General features: G+C 33.5%; 23 protein-coding genes and 1 tRNA gene. 2 read left to right on the top strand and 22 right to left on the bottom strand.

The window, feature by feature from the left end; translation table 11 throughout:
- Positions 1–26: 26 nt before the first annotated feature.
- The 5 genes from ACKI2W_RS01135 to ACKI2W_RS01115 all read right to left on the bottom strand — a co-directional run bounded on the left by ACKI2W_RS01135 (position 27) and on the right by ACKI2W_RS01115 (position 3,485).
- Positions 27–725: a ribosome assembly factor SBDS gene (locus ACKI2W_RS01135; RefSeq protein WP_407378657.1), complete on the bottom strand. Its 699-nt coding sequence runs from the start codon at positions 723–725 to the stop codon at positions 27–29.
- Positions 726–759: 34 nt separating this feature from the next.
- The gene (gene psmA, locus ACKI2W_RS01130) at positions 760–1,542 is read right to left on the bottom strand and encodes an archaeal proteasome endopeptidase complex subunit alpha (protein WP_407378655.1); all 783 of its coding nucleotides are present in this window, start codon (positions 1,540–1,542) and stop codon (positions 760–762) included.
- Positions 1,543–1,758: 216 nt separating this feature from the next.
- Complete coding sequence (locus ACKI2W_RS01125; RefSeq protein ID WP_407378653.1) at positions 1,759–2,115, bottom strand: Rpp14/Pop5 family protein; 357 nt, start codon at positions 2,113–2,115, stop codon at positions 1,759–1,761.
- Positions 2,112–2,822: a ribonuclease P protein component 3 gene (gene rnp3, locus ACKI2W_RS01120; RefSeq protein WP_407378651.1), complete on the bottom strand. Its 711-nt coding sequence runs from the start codon at positions 2,820–2,822 to the stop codon at positions 2,112–2,114. Before rnp3 ends, ACKI2W_RS01125 begins: the two co-directional genes overlap by 4 nt.
- Before the next feature lie 69 nt (positions 2,823–2,891).
- A complete protein-coding gene (locus tag ACKI2W_RS01115) occupies positions 2,892–3,485 on the bottom strand; it encodes a zinc ribbon domain-containing protein (RefSeq protein ID WP_407378649.1) in 594 nt (197 codons plus the stop codon).
- A 384-nt stretch (positions 3,486–3,869) separates the two neighbouring features.
- Between ACKI2W_RS01115 and ACKI2W_RS01110 the strand changes: the two genes are divergently transcribed.
- Positions 3,870–4,154 carry a winged helix-turn-helix domain-containing protein gene (locus ACKI2W_RS01110; RefSeq protein WP_292876215.1) on the top strand — a complete coding sequence of 95 codons (285 nt, stop codon included), beginning with the start codon at positions 3,870–3,872 and terminating at the stop codon, positions 4,152–4,154.
- Positions 4,155–4,156: 2 nt separating this feature from the next.
- On the opposite strand, the gene ACKI2W_RS01105 is transcribed toward ACKI2W_RS01110, so the two are convergent.
- From ACKI2W_RS01105 to ACKI2W_RS01030, 16 genes are all read right to left on the bottom strand, one after another.
- Positions 4,157–5,146, bottom strand: a complete 990-nt coding sequence (locus ACKI2W_RS01105; RefSeq protein WP_407378646.1) for a zinc ribbon domain-containing protein — start codon at positions 5,144–5,146, stop codon at positions 4,157–4,159.
- Positions 5,147–6,046, bottom strand: coding sequence for a double zinc ribbon domain-containing protein (locus ACKI2W_RS01100; protein ID WP_407378645.1), 900 nt, complete (start codon positions 6,044–6,046; stop codon positions 5,147–5,149).
- An 11-nt stretch (positions 6,047–6,057) separates the two neighbouring features.
- Positions 6,058–8,319, bottom strand: coding sequence for an OB-fold nucleic acid binding domain-containing protein (locus ACKI2W_RS01095; protein ID WP_407378643.1), 2,262 nt, complete (start codon positions 8,317–8,319; stop codon positions 6,058–6,060).
- Between the two features lie 10 nt (positions 8,320–8,329).
- Positions 8,330–8,728 carry a hypothetical protein gene (locus ACKI2W_RS01090; RefSeq protein ID WP_407378641.1) on the bottom strand — a complete coding sequence of 133 codons (399 nt, stop codon included), beginning with the start codon at positions 8,726–8,728 and terminating at the stop codon, positions 8,330–8,332.
- Positions 8,729–8,913: 185 nt separating this feature from the next.
- A complete protein-coding gene (locus ACKI2W_RS01085; RefSeq protein WP_407378639.1) occupies positions 8,914–9,279 on the bottom strand; it encodes a desulfoferrodoxin family protein in 366 nt (121 codons plus the stop codon).
- 54 nt (positions 9,280–9,333) lie between these two features.
- Complete coding sequence (gene nifU, locus ACKI2W_RS01080) at positions 9,334–9,702, bottom strand: Fe-S cluster assembly scaffold protein NifU (protein ID WP_407378638.1); 369 nt, start codon at positions 9,700–9,702, stop codon at positions 9,334–9,336.
- 11 nt (positions 9,703–9,713) lie between these two features.
- Positions 9,714–10,898, bottom strand: a complete 1,185-nt coding sequence (locus ACKI2W_RS01075) for a cysteine desulfurase family protein (protein WP_407378636.1) — start codon at positions 10,896–10,898, stop codon at positions 9,714–9,716.
- Between the two features lie 28 nt (positions 10,899–10,926).
- Positions 10,927–12,225: an O-acetylhomoserine aminocarboxypropyltransferase/cysteine synthase family protein gene (locus tag ACKI2W_RS01070; protein ID WP_407378634.1), complete on the bottom strand. Its 1,299-nt coding sequence runs from the start codon at positions 12,223–12,225 to the stop codon at positions 10,927–10,929.
- A 253-nt stretch (positions 12,226–12,478) separates the two neighbouring features.
- Positions 12,479–13,819, bottom strand: coding sequence for a cysteine--tRNA ligase (gene cysS, locus ACKI2W_RS01065; RefSeq protein WP_407378632.1), 1,341 nt, complete (start codon positions 13,817–13,819; stop codon positions 12,479–12,481).
- 33 nt (positions 13,820–13,852) lie between these two features.
- Positions 13,853–13,924 (bottom strand) — tRNA-Cys (locus tag ACKI2W_RS01060).
- A 70-nt stretch (positions 13,925–13,994) separates the two neighbouring features.
- Positions 13,995–14,372, bottom strand: coding sequence for a transcriptional regulator (locus ACKI2W_RS01055; RefSeq protein ID WP_407378630.1), 378 nt, complete (start codon positions 14,370–14,372; stop codon positions 13,995–13,997).
- A 12-nt stretch (positions 14,373–14,384) separates the two neighbouring features.
- Positions 14,385–15,083, bottom strand: coding sequence for a serine O-acetyltransferase (gene cysE, locus ACKI2W_RS01050; protein WP_292798978.1), 699 nt, complete (start codon positions 15,081–15,083; stop codon positions 14,385–14,387).
- A 130-nt stretch (positions 15,084–15,213) separates the two neighbouring features.
- Positions 15,214–16,161 (bottom strand): cysteine synthase A, encoded by a 948-nt coding sequence (cysK, locus tag ACKI2W_RS01045; protein WP_407378628.1) that lies wholly within the window; start codon positions 16,159–16,161, stop codon positions 15,214–15,216.
- A 123-nt stretch (positions 16,162–16,284) separates the two neighbouring features.
- A complete protein-coding gene (nth, locus tag ACKI2W_RS01040) occupies positions 16,285–16,908 on the bottom strand; it encodes an endonuclease III (protein WP_407378722.1) in 624 nt (207 codons plus the stop codon).
- Positions 16,908–18,224, bottom strand: coding sequence for a 3-phosphoshikimate 1-carboxyvinyltransferase (gene aroA, locus ACKI2W_RS01035; RefSeq protein ID WP_407378626.1), 1,317 nt, complete (start codon positions 18,222–18,224; stop codon positions 16,908–16,910). The genes nth and aroA overlap by 1 nt, the downstream gene beginning before the upstream one ends.
- Positions 18,225–18,298: 74 nt before the next feature.
- Positions 18,299–20,002, bottom strand: a complete 1,704-nt coding sequence (locus tag ACKI2W_RS01030; protein ID WP_407378624.1) for a hypothetical protein — start codon at positions 20,000–20,002, stop codon at positions 18,299–18,301.
- A 95-nt stretch (positions 20,003–20,097) separates the two neighbouring features.
- Between ACKI2W_RS01030 and ACKI2W_RS01025 the strand changes: the two genes are divergently transcribed.
- Complete coding sequence (locus ACKI2W_RS01025; RefSeq protein ID WP_407378622.1) at positions 20,098–20,661, top strand: sugar O-acetyltransferase; 564 nt, start codon at positions 20,098–20,100, stop codon at positions 20,659–20,661.
- 574 nt (positions 20,662–21,235) lie between these two features.
- On the opposite strand, the gene ACKI2W_RS01020 is transcribed toward ACKI2W_RS01025, so the two are convergent.
- Positions 21,236–23,317 (bottom strand): lectin like domain-containing protein, encoded by a 2,082-nt coding sequence (locus ACKI2W_RS01020; RefSeq protein ID WP_407378720.1) that lies wholly within the window; start codon positions 23,315–23,317, stop codon positions 21,236–21,238.
- Positions 23,318–23,335 lie beyond the last annotated feature (18 nt).

Genomic DNA, 23,335 nt, shown 5'->3' with positions numbered 1-23,335 from the left:
AATATCCCACTCTATGAAAATGATTATTAAATAGTTTTTGTCTCAGCTTCACCACCGGAAATTTCAGCCATCTTAGCAGTGAACGAATTTTGAAGACCACCAGGCATTTCAACAATACCAATCCAAGATCCATCCTGTTGCCATTCCTCATTTATAATATCACCAAATCCATGAATAACAGAATAAGCACTACCTGCAGCAGAACCCGGTAAGCGAACAGCAACTTTAACTCTTTCAAATTTAATTGGAATAAGTGGTTTGATGGCTTTAAGGGCTGTCTGAACCTGCTGATTTACAGAAATGAATGGGTCAAATCTAACTTTTGCCTCATCACAAGCATTTTCAATTCTTTGAACCGGATGAGGAAGGCCGTTTTGAGGATTGATAGCCTCTTTAGCAATAGTATTTATGACCAGTTTCCTTTTATCAGCCTGCATTTGTCTTTTTTGGTCTGCAGTTAATTGAACAGTTCCTTTTTCAAGAATGATTTTAGAAACTTCAATAGGATCTGTAGTTTCAAAAATTTTATTCATAGCTTCATCAGAAGCTTTATCTCCTTTTTTGGAGTCTTTAAAGATTTCTACAACAGCTAAAAGATCTTCAATGGCAACATCCTGTCCATCAGGATTTCTAAATTCAGCTGCCAAATCAGGGTCAACCAATATCTCAAAATGTTCACCACTATATTCATATTTAGCTATTATTGCTTCATCCACATTTACCATTGAAATATCTCCCAACTAATAAATTAAAAAATATTTATTCTTCATCACTTTCTTCGGATTCTTCAGCATCTGCTTCCTGTTCATCTTCTTCATCTTCACAAAGAACATCTTCAATGTAAGAAGCAACATCATCTTTAGAAAGTTTTACGTATTTACCATCTTCTTTTTTAATGACAGCTATTTCAACATTATCTGAAGTAGTATCATGTTCTGTAGATTCATTGATCGCTTTAATAGCTAAAGCAATAGCGTCATCAATGGATAAATCATCTTTGTATTCTTCTTCAAAGATTTCCATTGCAGAAGATCTTCCAGAACCGATAGCAGTTGCTTTATATTCGATTAAAGCTCCACTAGGATCTGTTTCGAATAATTTGCATTTGTCATTATATACTCCACCAATAATTAAAGCAGAACCGAATGGCCTTACTCCACCGTTTTGGGTATATAACTGTAACATGTCACATAACTTTTTGGATAAAGTATCTACCCTAATTGGTTCGCTGTAAGTGATTTTATTTATTTGAGCTTCAACTCTTGCCCTTTCGACCAATGCCCTTGCATCAGCTACAAGACCGGAAGTTGCAGCACCAATATGTTCATCTATTTTGAATAATTTTTCAATAGATGAGGATTCTACTAAGGTAGAAGTAGTTCTTTTATCCACTGCTAAAACAATACCGTCAGGGCATTTAATACCTATAGAAGTGGTACCTCTTTTAACAGCTTCTCTTGCATATTCCACTTGGAAAAGTCTTCCATCTGGGCTAAATACTGTAATAGCCCTATCATATCCAGCATTTTGTAAAGGTTGCATAATATTACCTCACATTTAATAAATATTTATAAATATCAATTTTAAATTCAACAACTAAAAAATACAAAATTAAAACCAAATCTCCATGAAAAGGTACTTTTAATTTTAATCACGTAATATAATTAAAATATTTTTTTCTTTTTTCCATAAATCCAATTGTTATTTATATATTTAATATATTAATAAAGTTTTCTATTTTAAAATAACAAAAAGTAATTAAATGAATTTATAGCATCCTTTTATGGTGCCTGAAATACCGATGCATGAAATTGAAATCTGCTTTCTATTGAAATTATTAACCAAAGCCAAACTGGATCTGACTTCATCTTCAAAATCTCTCTGACATCTCAAAATTGCCTTATATCCATTATAATATAAAATATCAGAATTTTCAATAAGCTCAATAGTCCACAAATTGAATTGGGCAGTGTTATTCTCTCCCTGAAAACGAACACAAGCTTCCCATGCAATTGAAGTAAAATCGTTTTTAGTCAATTCATCTTCTGATTTGATATCAAAAACAAGATAGTGATTATGTTTTCTTTGGGATTTTGGAAGAACCTTAAGCTTCATTGGTCAACCACCTTAACGCCTGATAAAATCAAGTTTTTTCGTTCATCATTAAATTTTAAAATGTTTTCGGCTGTTTTAAATGAATCATTCACTTCCAAATCACTTAATCCGGTTTGTGCAAATACTGCCTTAAAATCCTGAACCGTCCTCATATCGAAAATGGAATCTGCTCCTGATGATAAAATTAAAGGAAATCCATATTTTCTATGTAATATATACAGGTCCCTGAAATTAGAAAGGATTTTAGAACGGTGTGAGAGATAAGACTTAAGAATATCCGTGAAAAACAGTTCAATAGCTACATTGTTTTCTTTGGCCTCACGGGCAAGGATATGATTCAAACCGGCATCGTATCTTTTCAGATAAGGTCTTGACAAAACATCAATCTGAACATTTTCCAGGGAAGTGCGGTTAATCTTTAGGTTTCCTCCTAAAACAGAAATGCAAGATGCTTTGTTTCTATATCTGTTTGTAATCTTTCTTACTTCAGAGGGATTGTTTGATTTAATGTATAATGTATAATCAATATCAATCTGGTCTTTTAAATTATCCTTAAGTTCGTCCTTAAAAGTTAAGGCATTATCAAAATCATTTTGATCATATGAAAAATTAATATGTTTCCATCCGTAGTTATGAGCCTGAATAGCTAATTTTAAATTATTTTCATAACTATCGCCATTAATATTCAAATCAAACATATTAATCATTTTAACATTCTATATTTATTAATTTTACTAAAAAAAGAAAATGTGATTTGAAAATCACAAAAAGTTAAGTTATTGATATCTATAGAAATCAACTTGCCAGCTGACAGTTTCATAATAATCGATTGTAAATGTCTGAGGGGATGAAGACGAATAAGATAATGAATTTGATCTGGTCTCAACGGCACTTGTTGAACCCCAATCGACACCTGCAGACTCCCCGTTAGAACCTGTAACATACAAATGATTTGTTGCATAGTTCTTAATTGGATATGCAGACAATTTAATCATTATTTCACCTGCCGGGACGCTAATTGACTGACTGCCGCTTCCCGAACCGGAATAACTGCCTATTAATTCCCATTCCTTGGTTTCACTCTGTGTGGATGAAACCTGAGAAGTTGTCTGTTGAGAATCATCACTGGAAGAAACAGAAGAATCCTGGGAACTGCTGGCCTGCACCTGCGCATCGCTGCTTTGAGCATTGTTCAGTGCAAAATATCCTATAGCTACTGCCAAAATAAGAATTATAATAACCAATGCAGCAATAATTATTTTAGAATTTGAACTTTCATTTTTTGCTGGCGCAACTTCTAAACTTTGTCCGCATTTACTACAAAACTTAGCAGTTTCCTTATTTTCAAAACCACAGTTACTACATTTCATGAAAATCAATCATCAAAATATTTTTATATTTAATAATTATTATTTCATACAAATTATATATTTCTATAATTAAAATTAATCTGGTTGAATCCATTTAAACACGATATTAACATATGATTAAAACTATGTAAAAAATATATATTTATTGTGTTTAAAATAATTACTAAACAATGTTTAATATAAAATTATAAAAAATAAACAAATAAATATAAAATATAATAAACACTGAAATATATAAAAATAATTAGCATTTTAAACACAAATAATATTTTGTTTTATAACATTAAAAATAAGAACATAAATGTTAGTTATAGTACATATATGTACAAAATACAATAGTAAAATTCTAAAATCTTTTATATTAGAAACTATAAACTAACTACTATGAGTAAAGAAAATGACGAGCTTTTGAAATTGAAATCATATGTTCAAATCTCAAAATATAGAGAAAAAACTTTAAAGTCTATTGGCGATGACGTAAAAATACCTACCAACATTGCTAAAGACAGCGGCATTAGAACAAACCATATTTCAAAAGTCCTTAGCGAACTTAAGAACAAAGAGATTGTAGAATGCATAAATGAAGAAGCTCGTAAAGGAAGACTTTACAGATTAACAGACACGGGAAAAGAAGTTTTAGATACTATAAAAGATAGTGAAGAAGATTAATATTAATCTTCAAATTTAAACTTTGTATCTTCCAACTCTTTCCTTGCTTCTTCATTATTATAAAAATATTCAAAACACCGAGCCATCAATAAAATAAGAATACTGATTTTTACTGAATCCGGAACTTCAACATCATCCATTTCAATTTCTTCTATTTCATAACATATTTTTCTAAATACATTAGGATTATCTTCCTTAAACTGTAATTTAATCAGTTCTCTAAGTCTTTCATCAATATAATTATCCAAACATGCTATAATATCCTTAGCAAATGAAATACCTATTAGAATAAACTCCATATTTAAATCAATGTCATAACCATGATATTCAACAAGATTATTGAAAGATGAGAAGTTTCTATAAGCATGGGGAATATATCGGTTTTCTACAGTATGTGCAAAAAACTCATTTACTCCAACTAAAGTTGGGGAAGACAAAAAGAAATCTATGAAAACCTTCAAATCAACGGATTTATTAACATTTAAAATTTTACACAGCAAGTTCAGGGACAATTCAAACAGCAAATAATGAGCCAGTTCATGAATGACAACACCAATCTGTAAGGAATCATCCAAACGGTCATCATAAAATATTTTTGTATTTTTAAAGTTTCCATGATCACTGCCGCTGGATTTTGGAATAACCGGCCTGAACATTTCAGCAATTTTAAATATCCTGTCTTTCGGCGTTTTTCCTGAAATTGTTGCATAATCCAACCTTTTAAAGATACTGTCTAAAATATTGTGATATTCATAATCTGAAATATTGGCGTTCTGAATTAATGAAAGATTATACTCACTGAACAGAACGTCTAAGCCCTCAATGCTTAGAGAAGAAATCTGCTTACCACATATATCACAATAATTATTGGAATCAGGATTTTTATGGCCGCAGAACGGACAGATATTTTCTTCAACAATATAACATCCGCAATTAGTACAGTAATTATTTTCATTTGAATTGAATGTACCGCAAACATCACACTGTTTCATTTAAACACCATTCCAGATATTTTTTATAGAGTCAACAGTTTTAGAAATTCTTTTTTCACGATTAACCGCTTTTTTAATATTTTTACCACAATTCGGACAGAATTCAGTATTGAAATCAACAATTTTTCCACAACTGCAGACAATTTTGGTCTTTAACCTGCGCTGATGATTTAAAGGTTTATTGCAAGAAGAACAGAATTCCTTGCCTATTGGATTTCTGGTTCCGCAAACACAAATAATTTCAGTCACTTCCTCTGTCAAGTCATTTCCGCAGTTAAGGCAGAAATCCGAGGTTATATTATTTAAAACAGAACAGACACATAATATTTTCATGCCGTTAATTTTTTCATATCTATCCAAAGGAAGGCCGCAGTTCTCACAAAATAAGCTACTCTGATCATTTTCCTTACCACAGCTGCAAAAGATAGGATTCTCATATTCAAAATTAAAATTAATAAATGATTCATCAATTTTATCTTCATGCAATTTACGGCCGCATTCCTGACAATATTCACTATCATAAGAGTTTAAAGCACCGCATTCACAGGTAATATCCATATTAATGAAGTCATTGATATCGAATTTAGGCCTTTCATACTTTTTTATGAAACGGGACAAACCTTTCTCAATACGCTTTACCTCACAATGATAACAGAATTCATTGTCAATATCATTAATATAGCCGCATTTGCATACGTCATATTTATAATCGACATTTTTCTCAATATATGGTGAAAAGTCTATTTTCAAGTCAAAAAAACCGATATTATATATTGGTGGAGTAAACATGTAATTATCATCACTATTTTTAAAAGCGGTTTTTCTGCCGCAGGAGGAACAGAAACCCTCATTAGGATTCAGTCTTTTTCCACAATTGGGACAATAATTCCAGAACTCCATAGAAATCAGATTTAAATTTTAGATAGCGATTTGATTTCATTGACTATTTCAGAGAGAATCTCTTCACCTAAACCTTCAATATATTTGACTGAACCTGCACATTCGTGGCCTCCACCATCTACACCTGCTGAAGGTACTTTAACTGCAAGATTTGAAACAATATCATTTACATTAAAGCCAAATTCCGCATTAACAGCATCAGTAGCCCTGAATACACCAAAGTCAGGCCCATGACCTAAAGTTACTATAGGCTTATCTTCTCCGATTTCATGAAGCATCTTATCATGAACAAAACCGCAGGTTTTTCCGGGAGCAGGGAAAGTGAACTTATGGGCATATTTCTCAACATCAATAATATTGAAGTAGATTCCATTGTCAAATTGAGTCTTTTTGATATTTGGAAGCACTGCCTTGAGCTGAGTGTCAATCCTTTTTTCATATTCCTTATATAAAGCATCAATTAATTTATAATGCTTATCAAAATTATCTACACCAAGAATCGTGTCCATAATCCCTCTACCATTCATGAATCTTAGGAAGTATGATTCAAAATCAATACATTCAGCCACTTTTGCCAAATGTTCCTTGGTGAAATCCTTTTCATATGCAAGCTGCAGGTATTGGTAAACCTCGCCGCATTCAGCACGATCGCCCAACGCTGCAATGGCCGGCAAATGCTGAATCAGCTGTTTAACATCAGGATTGATGATATGGGCAACCTCTGTCGCCAATGCACCTGCCGTTAACTGGGAATCTCCTCCGACCAAATAAGGATTTACATGAGTATCAACATATTCATCAACGGCAACGGTTGCATTAACTATTTCGCCGTCTTCCTCATCTACAGTAAGCAAATCTCCTGGAGAGTGGTGGTCTATAACAACAACTTCAATATCATAGATTTTAGCCTGCATTAATGCCACTATATCCTCTTCAGTTGAACCGTTATCCAAAAGAACAATCAACGGCAATTTCTGACCATGTCTTTCCTGATCTTCCAAAGCAAAGGACAAATCCTTTACAACATCTTCAAGCTCATAAAAAGGAGCTTTGGAAGGTGAACGTTTGAAATAGTAATATTGCGCATCATTGCTAGGATTTATTTCTTCTATTAATGGAACAACAGCCTTTTCCATTGCAACTCCAGCACAGATTCCATCGGCATCATTGTGATGTCTGAGCAGAATTGTCCTGCCATCAAGAATTGCTCTTCTGATTCTGCGGGCAGCTTCCCTCATCTTAGGTTTAAGTTTGTTTAAAATATCACTTTTGACCAAGAAATCAACATCTTCAGGTTCGGCTTTCTCATTTAATGCATCGTCTATTAATTTATGCAACTGCTCTTTTTTAGAACCGTCAAGTTTTGTCATTGAAGATGACTCGATTTGTGTTTTTCCGCCATGCTGATTCACATCACCAATAATCTCAACAGCATCCCCTTCAACGATTTCAGGATATGCTCTTACACCAGCCTCATCAAAAGCTGCAACCTCGGCAACACCGCTTTCATCAGTGACAGTGAAAATAGTAGGACCTGAAGTCTGCTGAACCTGCAAAACTTCCCCGTCAATGCGAACCATCCGACCCATCTTTTCATCCAAATCATTGATAACAGTACGAGGAATGGATTTTTTCAATCTGATAATTCTGTGATTTCTTACATAAGCGGGAGCAAAATCAATCTTGCCTTCTCTTGATTTGATGGAAGTTATAAATACGAATACCTCATCACCAACAGAATATCCGGACACTTCACCTCTCATCAATCCCCAGACATTATTGTTTAAGGTAACGAAAGCGCCGTATTTTTCAATTCTTGTAATCTTACCTTTGTATAGCTTATCACGGTCCATATCCCTCATTTCACATAATGGATCCAAGACATAAACATCTTTAACTTCATTTTCACGAGCGATACGTTTTTCCTCAGCTTCTTTTCTTTCCTTACGTTTAACTCCACATTCAGCACAAATATCATATTTTTCATCTAAAGGCTTACCGCAATCACGGCAAACATTTATTTGGCCTGTTCCTCCACAATAAGCGCAGTCTTCGTAAACTTCAACCTGACCTTTTCCATTGCATACTTCACATGGAATATCCTGTTCTGCACCCAAATCAAATTTAGCTCTAGCATTATTATTTACTCCTTTAAAATGATTTCCCACATCGAAGGAATCCTCTTCATATCCTGTTCCTCCGCAGCTAGAACATTCCTTATAATCTACAACAATAGATCCAGAACCATTACATTTTGGACAATTCTTTTTCAATTTAAAAACCTCATTTAAATAAATTTGGATTATCTTTAACCAAATCATTTCTGACTTTCTGGAATTCCAAAGCGTCATTCATCAATTCATTAGCTTCATATGAATAACTGTTACCTGTACTATTTTCATAATTCCTATAATAGTCAATAGATTCCAGCAGGTAATCAGTAGCGTTCATTTTAAGTTTAAGCTCCTCCAGTAAAGTATTGACATAACTCTTATAAACTTCATCATCCCCTGATGTGAAGTTATCCTTTATACTCGACAGTTGAGAAAAGCTTTTATTAAAATTATTTGATGCTGAAATAGCTTTATTCCTTGATTCATCATAATTTTTATCGTTCAATAAATCAACAGCTTCATTATAATCTGAATCACCTGCAGTAATACTTTCACTTATGTCAGGCATAATTTTATTGATAGAGCTTTCAGAATTATATAAATAAATTACGGAAGCTGAAAAAATAATTAAAATAACTATAAAAATTATTACTTTAGTATAATTTGACACAATTAATTATCTATTAAAAGATATTATTAAAACTTGTTATGAAAAAAAGAAAAAGAAAAATTTTAAGAAAAAAATCTTAAAATCTATTCGCTGGACCAGAGTCCGTGCAAGTTACAGAATGCAAATGCAACTATATCATCAGTAGAGTTAACAGTGAAAGTTGCTTCTGCGACATCTCCTGGTTTGAAGCATTTTGCATATTGTTCAGCGCCTGCTTCAACAACCAAGAACTGAATGTAGTGATCATCATCCATTGGGTGAGCTGCTTCACCGACTTTTACGGTTACTTTGTCACCGTCGATTTCAACAACAGGTTTGTGTTTAGGTGATTTGTCACCTTCAGTCTGTACAGGTATTTTAAGCATGTGAGTATCACATGTGTCACCGTCGTCTTCCACTAAAACTTGGATAATACTTCCACAATCATCGCATTTTAATATTTTTGCCATAATAAACATCTCCTTATTTATTATAGTAATGTATAATTTTAGAAGTATTTAACATTAATGGGTTTCGTAATAGTTTTCAATAGCTGCCTGAAGACCATCAGCCGCAAGGTTTGAACAGTGCATTTTGACTGGTGGAAGTCCATCCAACTCTTCAGCCACATCATTACGGGAAATCTGTAAAGCTTCGTCCAATGTTTTTCCAACGGCAATTTCAGTAATCATACTGCTGGTAGCAATAGCTGCCCCGCATCCGAATGTCTGAAAAGAGATGTCTGCAATTTTATCATCTTCAACTTTAATGTAAATTGTCATTAAATCACCGCAGGTCGGGTTTCCGACTTGGCCGACACCGTCAGCATCTTCCATTGGCCTACAGTTTCTTGGGTTTGCAAAATGATCCATTACTTTTTCACTATAATCCATATTAATCACTCCTATTTTCTTCCTACTACAGCATCATAATCTAAGTCATTATTCCATAAAGGTGACATACTTCTTAATCTTTCAACGGACTGGGCAATAGCCTCAACAAATTCATCAACATCAAAAACATCACTTTCAGGAGCAAGTGAAATTCTTAAAGAACCGTGAACATCAACAGGGTCAAGTCCCAATGCAGTTAATACAGGAGATGCTTCAAGAGTTTTTGATGAACAGGCAGAACCTGTGGAAGTCTGATATCCTTTAGAGTCTAAAAGAAGGATTAATGATTCACCTTCAATAGCTTTAAATCTGAAATTGATTACATTAGGTAATCTTTGGTCTCTGTCACCGTTCAAATAGGATTCAGGAATTGTGTCTAAAACTTTTTCAATGATTTCATCCCTGATTTTGGATAATTTCTCTGCATGTTCGTCCAGTTGACTGCATGCAAGTTCAGCTGCTTTTCCAAATCCGACAATACCTGCAACATTTTCAGTACCTGATCTGATTCCTCTTTCCTGGCCTCCACCATGAATGAGAGGAACTAATCTGACACCTTTTTTGATATATATTGCACCAACACCTTTTGGACCATTGATTTTATGAGAGGATACGGATAATAAATCGATATTCTGTTTTTCAACATCAACTTCCACTTTTCCAAAAGTCTGAACAGCGTCGGTGTGGAATAAAATTTTATTCTCACGGGCAATTTTACCGATTTCTTCAATAGGCTGCAAAGTACCTATTTCATTGTTTCCATGCATAATGGTAATCAATATTGTTTCAGGAGTAATTGCTTCTTTCAAGTCCTCTATTTTAATGATACCATTATCATACACCGGCAAATAAGTTACTTTGAAATCTAAAGATTCCAAGAAGTGCAATGTCTCTTTAACAGCAGGGTGTTCTATTTCTGAAGAAATAATATGTTTACCTTTTTTCTGCAATTTGAAAGCTACTCCTTTAATAGCCAAATTATCAGATTCTGATCCGCCGCTGGTAAAGATTATTTCATCCTTATTTGCATTGATGGAATCAGCTATCCTTTGTCTGGCTTCTTCCAATGCTTTTTTGGATTCACGACCGACTGAGTATAAAGTGGAAGGATTACCGAATTCATCTTTTAAATATGGTAACATCTCTTCCAAAACTTCTGAACTGATTTTAGTTGTTGCTGAATTATCCAAATACATCCATATCTCCCCCATTTATATATTATTTTTAAATTTTGTCTAAAGCCTGAGTTAAATCATCAATCAAATCATCAGCATCTTCCAAACCAATGGACAATCTGATGAAATCAGGTGTAACTCCGGTAGCTGCTTGCTCTTCAGGAGTCAATTGCTGATGAGTTGTACTTGCAGGGTGAATCGCTAAACTTTTAGCATCTCCAATATTTGCAAGAATTGAGAATAAATTCAAGTTTTCAATAACTTTTCTTCCTGCTTCCTCTCCGCCTTCTACACCGAATCCTAAAATACCTGCAAAGTGATCTTTCAAGTATTTTTTGTTGGTTTCGTAAGTAGGGTGTGATTCCAAACCAGGATAGTTTACCCATTTAACTTTCGGATGGGATTCCAGGAATTTTGCTACTTTCAATGCATTTTCGGAATGTCTTTTTACACGTACATCCAAGCTTTCAAGACCTTGCAAGAAAATGAAACTGTGTACAGGTGCTTGAGTAGCTCCTAAATCTCTTAATAATCTTGCTCTTGCTCTTACAGTGAAAGCTAAGTTTCCGAGTTCAGGCACGTCACCGAATGCATCCCAGAATACTAATCCGTGATAACTTGGATCAGGTTCTGAGAAATTAGGGAACTTTCCGTTACCCCAGTTGAATTTACCTGAATCTACAATGTATCCTCCAACTGCTGTTCCGTGTCCGCCAACGTATTTTGTTGCAGATGCAGCAATGACATCAGCACCATGAGCTAAAGGCTGTATTAAACCTACACCGACAGTATTGTCCACAATCAATGGAATGTCATGGATATGTGCAATTTCTGCCAATGCTTCAAAGTCAGGAACATCCAATTTTGGGTTACCGATTGATTCGCAGTATATTGCTTTTGTTTTTTCATCAATTGCATCTTCAAATGCCTGTAAATCCTGTGAATCTACAAATTTCACTTCTCTTGCTAAATCTTTGAATGTGTAATCGAACAATTGATATGTTCCACCGTAAAGATTGTCTGCTGACACTATGTTATCTCCAGGCTGGGTAATATTTAAGATTGCGTATGAGATAGCAGCAAGACCACTTGATGTTGATAAACCGGAATGTCCGCCTTCGATAGCGGCAATCCTAGCTTCAAACACATCACTGGTTGGGTTTGTAAGTCTGGAGTAAATTTGACCAAACTCTTGAAGGGCGAATCTTCTTGCAGCTTCGTCTGAATCTTTAAATACGTATGAAGTCGTCTGATAAATAGGTACAGCTTGAGCTCCAGTTGCCGGATCTGGTTCTTGACCAGCACGAACACCTAAAGTCGCTAATTTATAATTCTTTTCGTTACTCATTAAATTTCACCTTAATTATAATTTTTTAAAAATATGTCATATGTTATATGACATAATATAACAATAGTTATTTTTAATATATAAATGTTTTGATTAACCTAAAAATTAGGTTGAAAAATTAATAAACAATGTTATATTACAATATAACATAAGTTATTTAATGTATATAAACATTGTTATATTTTTTAGAAAAACAGTATCGAAAAGTAAAAAATCAAAAGAAAAAAAGAAATAGAGATTTGAAATCTCCGATTCAGTCATTTATTTCATAACCTAAACTGATTAGGTCATCACGTATTTTATCAGACAAATCATACTGTTTGGCTGCCCTTAACTGGGATCTGACATCAGTGATTAAATCCAGCAGTTCATCGGAACCGGCTGAAACCTCTTCCAGATTAAAGTCAATACCCAAAATAAATGATACGTCATCCAAAAATGATTTGATAGCTATTTTATCCTCTTGGGATAAATCAATATTCTTACAGTCATTAATCAATACAAATATTGAAGCAATAGCCTTTGGAGTGTTGAAGTCATCATCCATACTTCCAAAGAATTCATCCTTGGCAGCTTTTAAGGATTCCAAATCAGAGTGAGCATCACCAGATTCAACATCCAAAGAGGAATAGAATTTCTTAATCTTTTCCAAACTTTTTTCAGACTGGTGAAGTGAATCCTTAGAAAAGTCAATAGGACTTCTGTAATGGGTGGACAATACGAAGAATCTGAATGTGTCGGCATCCCAATCCTCCAACAATTCACGTATTGTGATGAAGTTATGGAGTGATTTTGACATCTTTTCTCCATTAACGTTTAAAAATCCTGTGTGCAGCCAGTATCTCACCATTGGAGATTTTCCGCTTACCGCTTCCATCTGAGTAATTTCAGCTTCGTGATGAGGAAATATTAAATCCAAACCTCCGCCGTGGACATCATACTGTTCGCCGAAGTAGTATTCTGTTATTGCAGTATCTTCAATATGCCAGCCAGGTCTTCCGTCACCCCATGGGGAAGGGAATACCGGCTCGTCAACGCCGTCACGTTTTTTCCACAATGCAAAATCCTGTTCATTTCTTTTAGTGGTTTGAACCAACTCCCTGTGGGATTCAAGCTCGTCGACTTTACGGTTTGACAGTTTTCCAAATTCCTCGAATTTTTCTATTTCAAAGTAAACTCCATCTTCACTTTCATAAGCAAAACCTTTGTCTATTAATCTTTGAATTTGGTCAATTATTTCACCAAGATGATCAGTTGCTCTTGCGAATAAATTAACGCCGGTTACATTTAATTTAGTCATGTCTTCAATGTATCTTTTTTCGAATTTCCTGGCTATATCATGAGCAGGAATTCCTGACTCTTTTGACCTGTTAATGATTTTATCATCAATGTCTGTGATATTTTGAATATAAAAAACAGCATAGCCTGAATATTCGAGATATCTTTTAATTGTATCAAAAGAAATATAGGTTCTTCCATGACCAATGTGAGCATCATCATAAACAGTAGGTCCGCAAACAAATAAGTTTACACGGCCTTTATTAATGGTTTCAAAATTTTCTTTACTACGAGTTAATGTAGAATAAATATCCATAAAAAATTCCTCAAAAATAAGTTATATAAATAGAGGCAAGTAAGGGATTTGAACCCCTGTTTCATGGTCTGCAGCCACGCACCTAAGCCACTCGGTTAACTTGCCATATAAAATTAAAGTATAATAAAATATTAGATAATAATAGTATATAAACATTACTAAAAATCTTAATATTTTATTCTTTTATCTCTGATCCCATACAGGATTGACAGTCATCACTTAGATTATCTTTATTAATACCTAATTGATTTATTACATCTGCAGGTTCAACATTCTTACAGATTGAACATGTTCTTGGAATTAAATCAGCTTTAGTAGATTCGCCTGTGGACAACTCTAATGCGAAATCTTTAATCATCTGTCTGACATAGTCATCCAATTTAATTCCGCTGCCTCTCTTATCGGTTATGTATTGGGATACTGCAGGCTGAGTAATATCCATAAGTTCAGAAACATCTTTCTGTTTCATCCCTAAATTTAACAATTCTTTAGCTAATTCTGATCTGATAGCAGGTATTACATACCACACTACAATTTCACAAGGCGGTTTCATAAAAATTATCTCCTATTTTTTTAGTTTGATTTTATCCAAATCCTCAGTATTTGTATCTTCTGTAAGACAAATTTCATTTTTCTCAAATAAAATTTTAATATGCTCATCATTCTCTTTAAGATGTTTTGTTAAAGTGTTAATAGCATCAGCAACAGGGTCAGGCAACTTATTGTGATCCAAATCAACCAAAGAGGTTCTTTTTGATTTGACAATTCTTCCGGGAACACCAACACAAGTTGATTCCGGAGGAACATCCTTCAGCACAACAGCGCCGGTACCGATTTTTGAAAATTCACCGACAGTAATGTTTCCCATCACTTTAGCTCCAGCACCTATAATCACTCCTCTTTCAATTGTAGGATGTCTTTTGGTTTTTTGGGTTGAAGTCCCACCAAGGATTACTCCCTGATAAATCAATACGTCATCACCGACTTCAGCAGTTTCTCCGACAACAACACCCATCCCATGGTCAATGAAAACACGTTTACCGAAAGTTGCACCAGGATGAATTTCAATACCAGTGAGAAATCTAGCTAAATTAGAATTCATCCTTGCAAGAAGCTTAAAAGAATGAGTCCAAAGATAATGGCTAACTCTATGCATTATAAGTGCATAAAATCCAGGATAGCATAAGAATATCTCAAGAGTGCTCCTTGCTGCAGGATCTTTATCCTTTATTGCTTGAATTTCACTTTTCAACCTGTCAAACATCAATAAAACCCAAAAAATTTAAATAAATAAAGATTATTAATGGCATACAAATATTATACCATATGTTATAATTCATTTAATATAAATATTTATACACCATGTTATATTTAAATGTTTTTTAGTATGAAGTTTATTCAAACAACCAATCTACAGAGAGATATCTTTCACCGTTATCCGGTAAAATAGCGATGATTCTTTTACCTTTATTTTCAGGCCTTTTAGCCAATTCCAATGCAGCAAATGTTGCCGCACCTGAAGAGATTCCTGAAAAGATACCTTCTTTTTTAGCCAATGCGAGTAAAGTATTACCTGCATCTTCATTAGCTACAGGGAAGATTTCATCAATTACACTTTCATCATAAATTGACGGTACGAAACCTGCACCAATTCCTTGGATTTTATGCGGTCCTTTTTCACCTTTACCTAAAGTTTGAGAGTCTTTAGGTTCAACAGCCACAATATGTACATCAGGAACTTCTTTTTTGAGGACTTTACCGATACCAGTGATTGTTCCGCCGGTTCCGACACCAGCAACAACAACGTCAACATTTCCTTCAGTGTCTCTTAAGATTTCCTGAGCGGTTGTCTTTTCGTGAATTTCAACATTAGCTTGATTATCAAATTGACCTAAAATAATAGCATCCGGATTTTGTTCAGCTATTTCATTAGCTTTAGCAATAGCTCCACCCATCCCTTCACTACCAGGTGTCAAGACTATTTCTGCTCCGAAAACTGCTAATAATTTTCTTCTTTCAACAGACATGGTTTCAGGCATGGTTAAGATTAACTTATAACCTTTGGCTGCTGCTGCAAAACCAAGTCCGATACCAGTGTTTCCGCTGGTAGGTTCAACAATGACGGAACCTTCTTTAAGCAATCCTTTTTCCTCTGCATCTTCAATCATTGCAACTGCAATACGATCTTTTACACTTCCAGTTGGATTGAATGATTCAATTTTTACATCTACTTCTGCGTCCAAGTCTTTTGTCAAGTTATTTAATTTAACGATTGGAGTGTTTCCAATAGCATCAGCAACGCTATCAAGAACTCCTCTTTTTAATTCAGGTACATTTACCATAGTTTTTATCTCCTAGTTTTTATTTTTTAAAAAGGCATATATAAAAGGGTAATTATAACAATAGTTATTTTTTTATAACCAATGTTATATAACATTGTTTTAATATATAAATATTTCTAAAAATCAGCTCCCATCATAGTCACACAAGTAACTGACAGGACACATTTCACATTGAGGAGATGTGGGCTTACAAATATTTTGGCCAAATTGTACCATCAAATCATTCAGTTTAATCCATAATTCCTTTGGAGCAATCTTGGATAATTCAATTTCCGTTTCATCAGGATTTTTGGTGTTTACCAGCCCCATTCTGTTGGAGATTCTATGAACATGAGTATCGACAGGAATTGCCGGAAGCTCAAAAGCAAATACCAGTACGCAGTTAGCGGTCTTGCGCCCAACACCCGGAAGCTTGACAAGCTCCTCCAAAGTGTCCGGGACTTCTCCATCATACTCATCAATCAAAATTTGAGAAACTTCCTGAATACGTCCCGCCTTGACGCGGTAAAATCCAGCCGGCTTAATCAGTTCCTGAACATCTTCAGTTGGCGCTTCAACAACTTCATAAATGTCTTTGTATTTGGCGAAAAGATTATTGGTTGCCTGGTCAGTATTTTCATCACGAGTTCTTTGAGACAAAATGGTTCTGATCAATACCTTATACGGATCATGGTCAAGAAAAACCCTAATTTCAAAAACATCATTCAGCTCTTCAACAATTTTGATAATCCTATCTGTTTTGCTCATCATACCAACTCCAATTCAAAACCGATTTCCGCCATTGCCTCAATAAAATTAGGGAATGACACATCAAATACTTCCCCATTGATTATTTCAATGTCATGCTTTAATCCAACCAATGAAAATGCCATGGCTAACCTGTGATCGCCGCAGGAATCAACAGTTCCTCCGTTAACGCCACCAGTGATGCTCATGCCATCTTCAAACTCTTCCAAAGTACAGTTCAGTTTTCTGAGCTGCTTGCATGTCGTGTCAATTCTGTCAGTCTCTTTTACACGGGCATGCTTTACTCCTGTAATGTTTGTAGTTCCCTCAGCCATTGCCGCTAAAACAGCTACGGTAATCAGCAAATCCGGAGCATTTGACAAATCAACATCAATTCCCTTAAGGTTGCCGTCAGATGATATTTCAACATAATCGTCATGTACTGTTATGTCTGCACCCATCCTTTCCAGTATTTCCAATATTATCTTATCCCCCTGTTTGGAATTTTTAAACAGGTTTAAAACTTTAGCATGACCTCCATTTATTGCAATTGCAGCAAGCAGATATGAAGCAGATGAATAGTCACCTTCTACCGTATAATCACAGGCATCATAACATTGCTTTTTCACCTTAAACTCATCAATTCGGCAATTCTGATATTCCTTAGCGCAATCCTCATGCTTAATGTAAAAACCTTTTAGAACTTTTACGCCGAATTTTTTCATTATGTCCAGTGTCATGTCAACATAAGGACGTGATTTGAAATCGGGCAATACAAATAGAGTAACTCCTTTTTCAGATAGAGGAGAAGAAATCAGAATTGATGAAATGTACTGTGAGCTGACACTCCCGGAGATATTTGTCTCACCGCCAGCATAACCGGGTTTTATTAATATAGGTGCTTTTCCGTTATCGTTAACGGATTTGGCATCAACTCCAAGATATTTTATGGAATCCATAATCAGATCCATAGGACGGGTCTTTAAGGAGTCATCACCTGTTAGGATAACTTCATTATCGGATAAGGCTGACACGCTGGTCATCAGACGCAATGTAGTGCCTGAATTAGCCAAATCTATCGGATTTTTGCTGGAGTTATGAAGCTTTCCGCCGGTACCGACAACTTCCAGAAAATCATCATTTTGAGTAATTTTAGCCCCTAACGCTTTGCAGACATTAATGGATGCCAAAGTGTCTTCAGAAAAAAGCATATCATATAATTTAGATGTTCCATTAGCCAGTGAAGCTAAAATAACTGCCCTGTGAGAATAACTCTTTGAAGGAGGCGCTTTTACAACACCACCAATATCAGAAATATTTTTTACCTTAAGTTTCATTTTTATCTAAAAATAGTTATGGATTAAATAAATAATATAATTTACCCAAAATTAAAAAAAAGTGTATGAAAAAATCATACAATAGAAAATTTAAAAGGATGATATCCATTTGCAAAAAATGGAATTTCAACAGTTGAAACACATCCATCACAAATAATACTAAACAAATTATTCTCAAAATCGAAATCAAATTCGACAATTGATGTTTTCAATGAAACTGAATGACGATTGAAATCAATGAAAGAATTGAAAAATGAATTTTCAATATTAGCACAATTATCCTCAACATCAAAATTAACCAAATATGGCATTTCACAAGCATCGGCAAAATCCTTGCCTTGATTTAAGGAAAATGAATTGATATGAATAACATTTTCAAAATTATTGAAACTTAAAGTATCCTTCACGAACAGATTTAAATCATCCACTGAAAAATTGAAAGATAACGCCTTCAAATCAATTAACTCCGCAAATAAGCTTGTTTTCCCGTAACATAGGATAAATTGATAATTTCCATCACAATCCAGTTGAATATTATAATCAATCATATTGAGCTTAAAATCATCATTCAGACCCGACGACAGCATATTAAATTTTGACTTATTCATCGAAATATCCATAAGAAACTTGAAGAAATCACTAATCTGGTCTGGAATGAACTTATCCAGTAAAAAGAAATTATAGACTTCTTTTAAGATACTAACTTCAATTATTTCAAAATGCACATAATTGCCAACAATTTTAAGGTAGGTGTCTATTAGGATAAATGATTGTTCGGCGAAAATGCTGCCGGTGAAATAGTCATGAATTATTTCATTCTGTCTGTTTGAAATAGAGCATATATCTTCACCATAATTGGCCTTATTTGAAATGAAATAAGAGTTTTTTACTATCAGTGAAGAGAAATACCCACCGAATATGGCACCACCATAATCTGCAGAATTGTATGCAAAATATGATGAATCAACTTCAAGCAAACCACTATTTTTATAAACGGCACCCCCAGCATATGTTGCTGAGTTATTTATTGCAACAACATTCGTCAAATATGACATGGAGCCATTATCATAAATAGCACCACCATATGATGCTTTTGAATTATTGAATAGCGAATAAGAAACGTTTAATTTAGAACAATCTGAATAAACTGAACCACCAAATCCAATAGCTGTGTTATTAATGAATTTTGAATTATGGATAATCGCCTTGGATACACTTGCGACATAAACTGCACCACCAGCATAAGTTGCATGATTATTAATGAAAGTGGAATTATCTATATCCGTAAGTGAAGCATGATTTCCAACATTAACTGCACCACCATAATCTCCGAAATTATTCTTAAGAATAGAATTAAATACAAAGAGCTTGGCATTATTCTTTATTGACAGATTGTTTAATGTCAAAGAGGATATGGATAAAAATCCCTCGGACACTAAAGAATTGCCAAAACCATTAATAACTGTCCCATTAGGTGACTGACCAATAAGAGTAATGTTTTGAATAGTTCTTGATTGATCCAAATAATACTCACCGTCGGCAAAATAAACTACAGACCCATCAACAAGTTTATCTGAAGATAAAAACTTATATGGTGAATTCTGAGTTCCATTACCATCATTCAATGATGAAGAATCAAAATAAATGTTATTTGACATTATCTGATTATCAGCATCAACAGATTGTGAATCCAATGAAGTGACATTATCATTAGCAAAGCTAATTGGAATACAGAATAATATTAAAATTATTAATAGAAACATTATGTATTTTTTCAATGAAAGACCTCCATGAATTCTACATTATATACTATAACCATTATCATATAAATATTACAATTAATTTAAGTAGAAAAAATTGGATAAGTTATAATATGAAAGAAATTGAAAAATTAAGAGCCGGGCTTGAATACTGTTTTGATGATGAGGAAGTGGCTGAATTAAAGCTTAATGCAGTTAAAAACTGTCAGATTTATAACAGTATTGATGAAACAGACAGACAGGCAAAATACGATTTTTTAAAGGAAATGCTTGGAAGCATCGGTGAAAATTCCGGAATTGAAAGAGGATTCAACTGCGACAATGGGAAAAACATCTTTATCGGGAACAACTTCGTTGCAAACTACAATGTGACTATCTTAGATGTCAAGGAAGTTTACATTGGAAATGATGTGATGATCGGACCAGGCACGACAATAACAACAGTAGGCCATCCAATCAATCCGAACGGAAGAAGAAAAAGGCTTGCACAGGCAAGTGAAATTAAGATTGGAAATGATGTCTGGATTGGTGCCAATGTTTCAGTACTGCCAGGAGTGACCATCGGAAATAATGTTATAATAGGGGCTGGAGCAGTCGTTAATCAGGACATACCGGACAATTCAATGGCTGTTGGCGTGCCTGCAAGGGTAATTAAAGAGATTGAGAAACCCATATAAATACTTTTTGTTATGAGTGAGGACAATTTTTATCAGTGAGCACAATATTCATCAGTGAGCTCAACAAGCTTTATATATGTAAATATTCATAAAAACAAACGGACATCTTAATTGATGTCCAATCATATACCAAAATTCAACAATTAGGTCTAATGGATAAACCATTAGATAAATAGGGTGAGATTATATTAATTAAAATAGGCTCATGTGAATCATTAACAACAAATTAAAGTGAAAGTTTTTTAAAAATGCTTTTCACTAACACATCACCACATACATTTAAAATGTATGTTTAATCTCACCCTATAACTTGTTTTATCATGATAATTATTTAAACTTTATTTTTAAATTAACAGCAACAATATAAGTAGTTTAGAAAAAAAATAACAACATAAGAACATTGTTTGAATTTGGAAAAAAACTTCTCATAATAAATACAATAGCAATCAAAATATAAGTGCAATGAGAAATACCGCAAATCCATTATATTATTATCGCATGCTTAATTCCATTAGGAATTCAAAAAAAGAAAATAAGAAGTAATCTATCTGATTACTCCTTTTTTAAAAACAATTTAAGAAGTTACATATATATTGTTAGCTATGCTTGATCCATTAAAACTTGAAGTAATTATATATTGCCCAGGACCTAAATTAATATTCAACCTAGCAATACCATTAATATCCGTTGTTCTATCATAAAACACCCCATTAATATTAAACGTCACCTTTTGATTTGAATAAGGATTACCCACATTATCAAGTAAACAAACAGAAAATGGTGTAGTTTCACCATACCTTTTTGTTAAATCATCGGCATATAAAATAGGTAAAACAGTAATAGTATTTGAAACCATACAACCCAAATATTCAGCAGTTATTATATAATTACCTGGAGACAAATTAATATTCAATTTAACATGTCCTGAACTATTAGTTTGACGAGTATAAATTACCCCATTAATATTAAAATTGACATTTTCACCCGCACCAACAGGATTACCTAAATCATCCAAAATTTTTATAACATACTGCGAATCATTCCTATAATATTTAACCAAATTATAATTTTCAATTATTCTAGAAAGAACAATAATATTATTTGAAACCACTTCACCATTAATAGGATTAATTGAAGTAATTATATACTCACCAGGATTCAAATTAATATTCAAAACTGCGGTACCTACATTATTAGTTGTTCTATTATAAAATACGCCATTTATATTAAAAGTAACTGAAGTATACTGCAAAGGATTACCTTGATGGTCCAAAAATGTAGCTTCAAATTGACTAGCATTACCAAAAATCTTCACCAAATCCTGAGAAATAATAGTAGTACAAATAGTCACAGTATTACGTATAATGACCGTTTGATTATTTTCATCAACATAGGATGTCGTAACATTATATATCCCAGAATTTAAACCCAATGCAATAGATACAGACCCACTTTCATTAGTTACTCTACTATAATCAACACCGTTTATAGAAATAATAACATTTTTTCCAACAACAGCCTGACCATTATTCATCAAAGTTACAACAAAACGAGTACCATTATGATAATACATCTCAATATCATAAGTTCTATAAATATCATGAGAAATACTATTCATGAATAAAATTTCAGAACTACTTACTGAATTAAAATTATTATCACCATTAAACTGAACATAAGCCCCATTATTTAAATTAAAAAATCCTGGAAGCTGAATAAAACCAATTCCATCAACAATAGAAACAGGATACGCTACATTATTAACAAACAAATTAACAGTCGTATTTACATACTCAGATGAAAACAACACATTAACAATAGTACAATCGAACACATCATCATAAGAATAATAAGAAGACATATTAATATCACTCTTACTAATCAAAACATTTTTTACACATTGTGAAGAATTATAATCATAATCACTGAAATAAGCCTGAACATTACTATTTCCGATATTCCTAAAACGAACTGTTACATTAGCATAACCATTTACAACCGGAACAACATAAACATCATCACCAACGACAAAAGTAACTTCACCCTTTAAAACACTATTATTCATAGAATCAATAACCCTAGCACTAATATCCACATCATCAAAAACATTAACTTCATCCGCAACAATCAAATCTAAACAAGTATCTAAAGGATTATGAACAGTGAAAGCCTTAATACAAGCAACACCGCGAACAGAATTGATTGAATATGTTGTTAAATCATACCAATTATTACCATTATAACTAAAAAAAGAAACATGATTAGGATGATGAACACTAGTTAATTGAATATCCGGACAAATACCAAAGTGTACATTTGAATTATCTTTTGACAACTCAATAGACACAGTGAAATTATCCCCAATATTTAATAAAATAGACTCATCTAACAAAATTGTATAATAACCTTGATTATTCATAAAACCTGACTGATTTAACCTAGAAACACCATTTACAGAAATTTCAATAATATAAGAAACATTTTCATCATAAAAATAAGTAGAAACAGCAGATAACAAATCATTACCCTCAGAACAGAAGGCATTCTTTATCCATAAATTATCAGTGCCTCCGTTAGCACGAAATGAACGTGAATCATACTGATAATTACGATTATACTTATTAGTATCATTTAAAACAAAAGTATAAGTTCCCAAACTCCATTTATTTTGTAA

Origin of the sequence: Methanobrevibacter sp. (assembly GCF_045603845.1) — an archaeon.
Lineage (GTDB): Archaea > Methanobacteriota > Methanobacteria > Methanobacteriales > Methanobacteriaceae > Methanocatella.
Note: the sequence above shows the minus strand (reverse complement) of the source record. Positions and strands in the feature narration are given on the sequence as shown.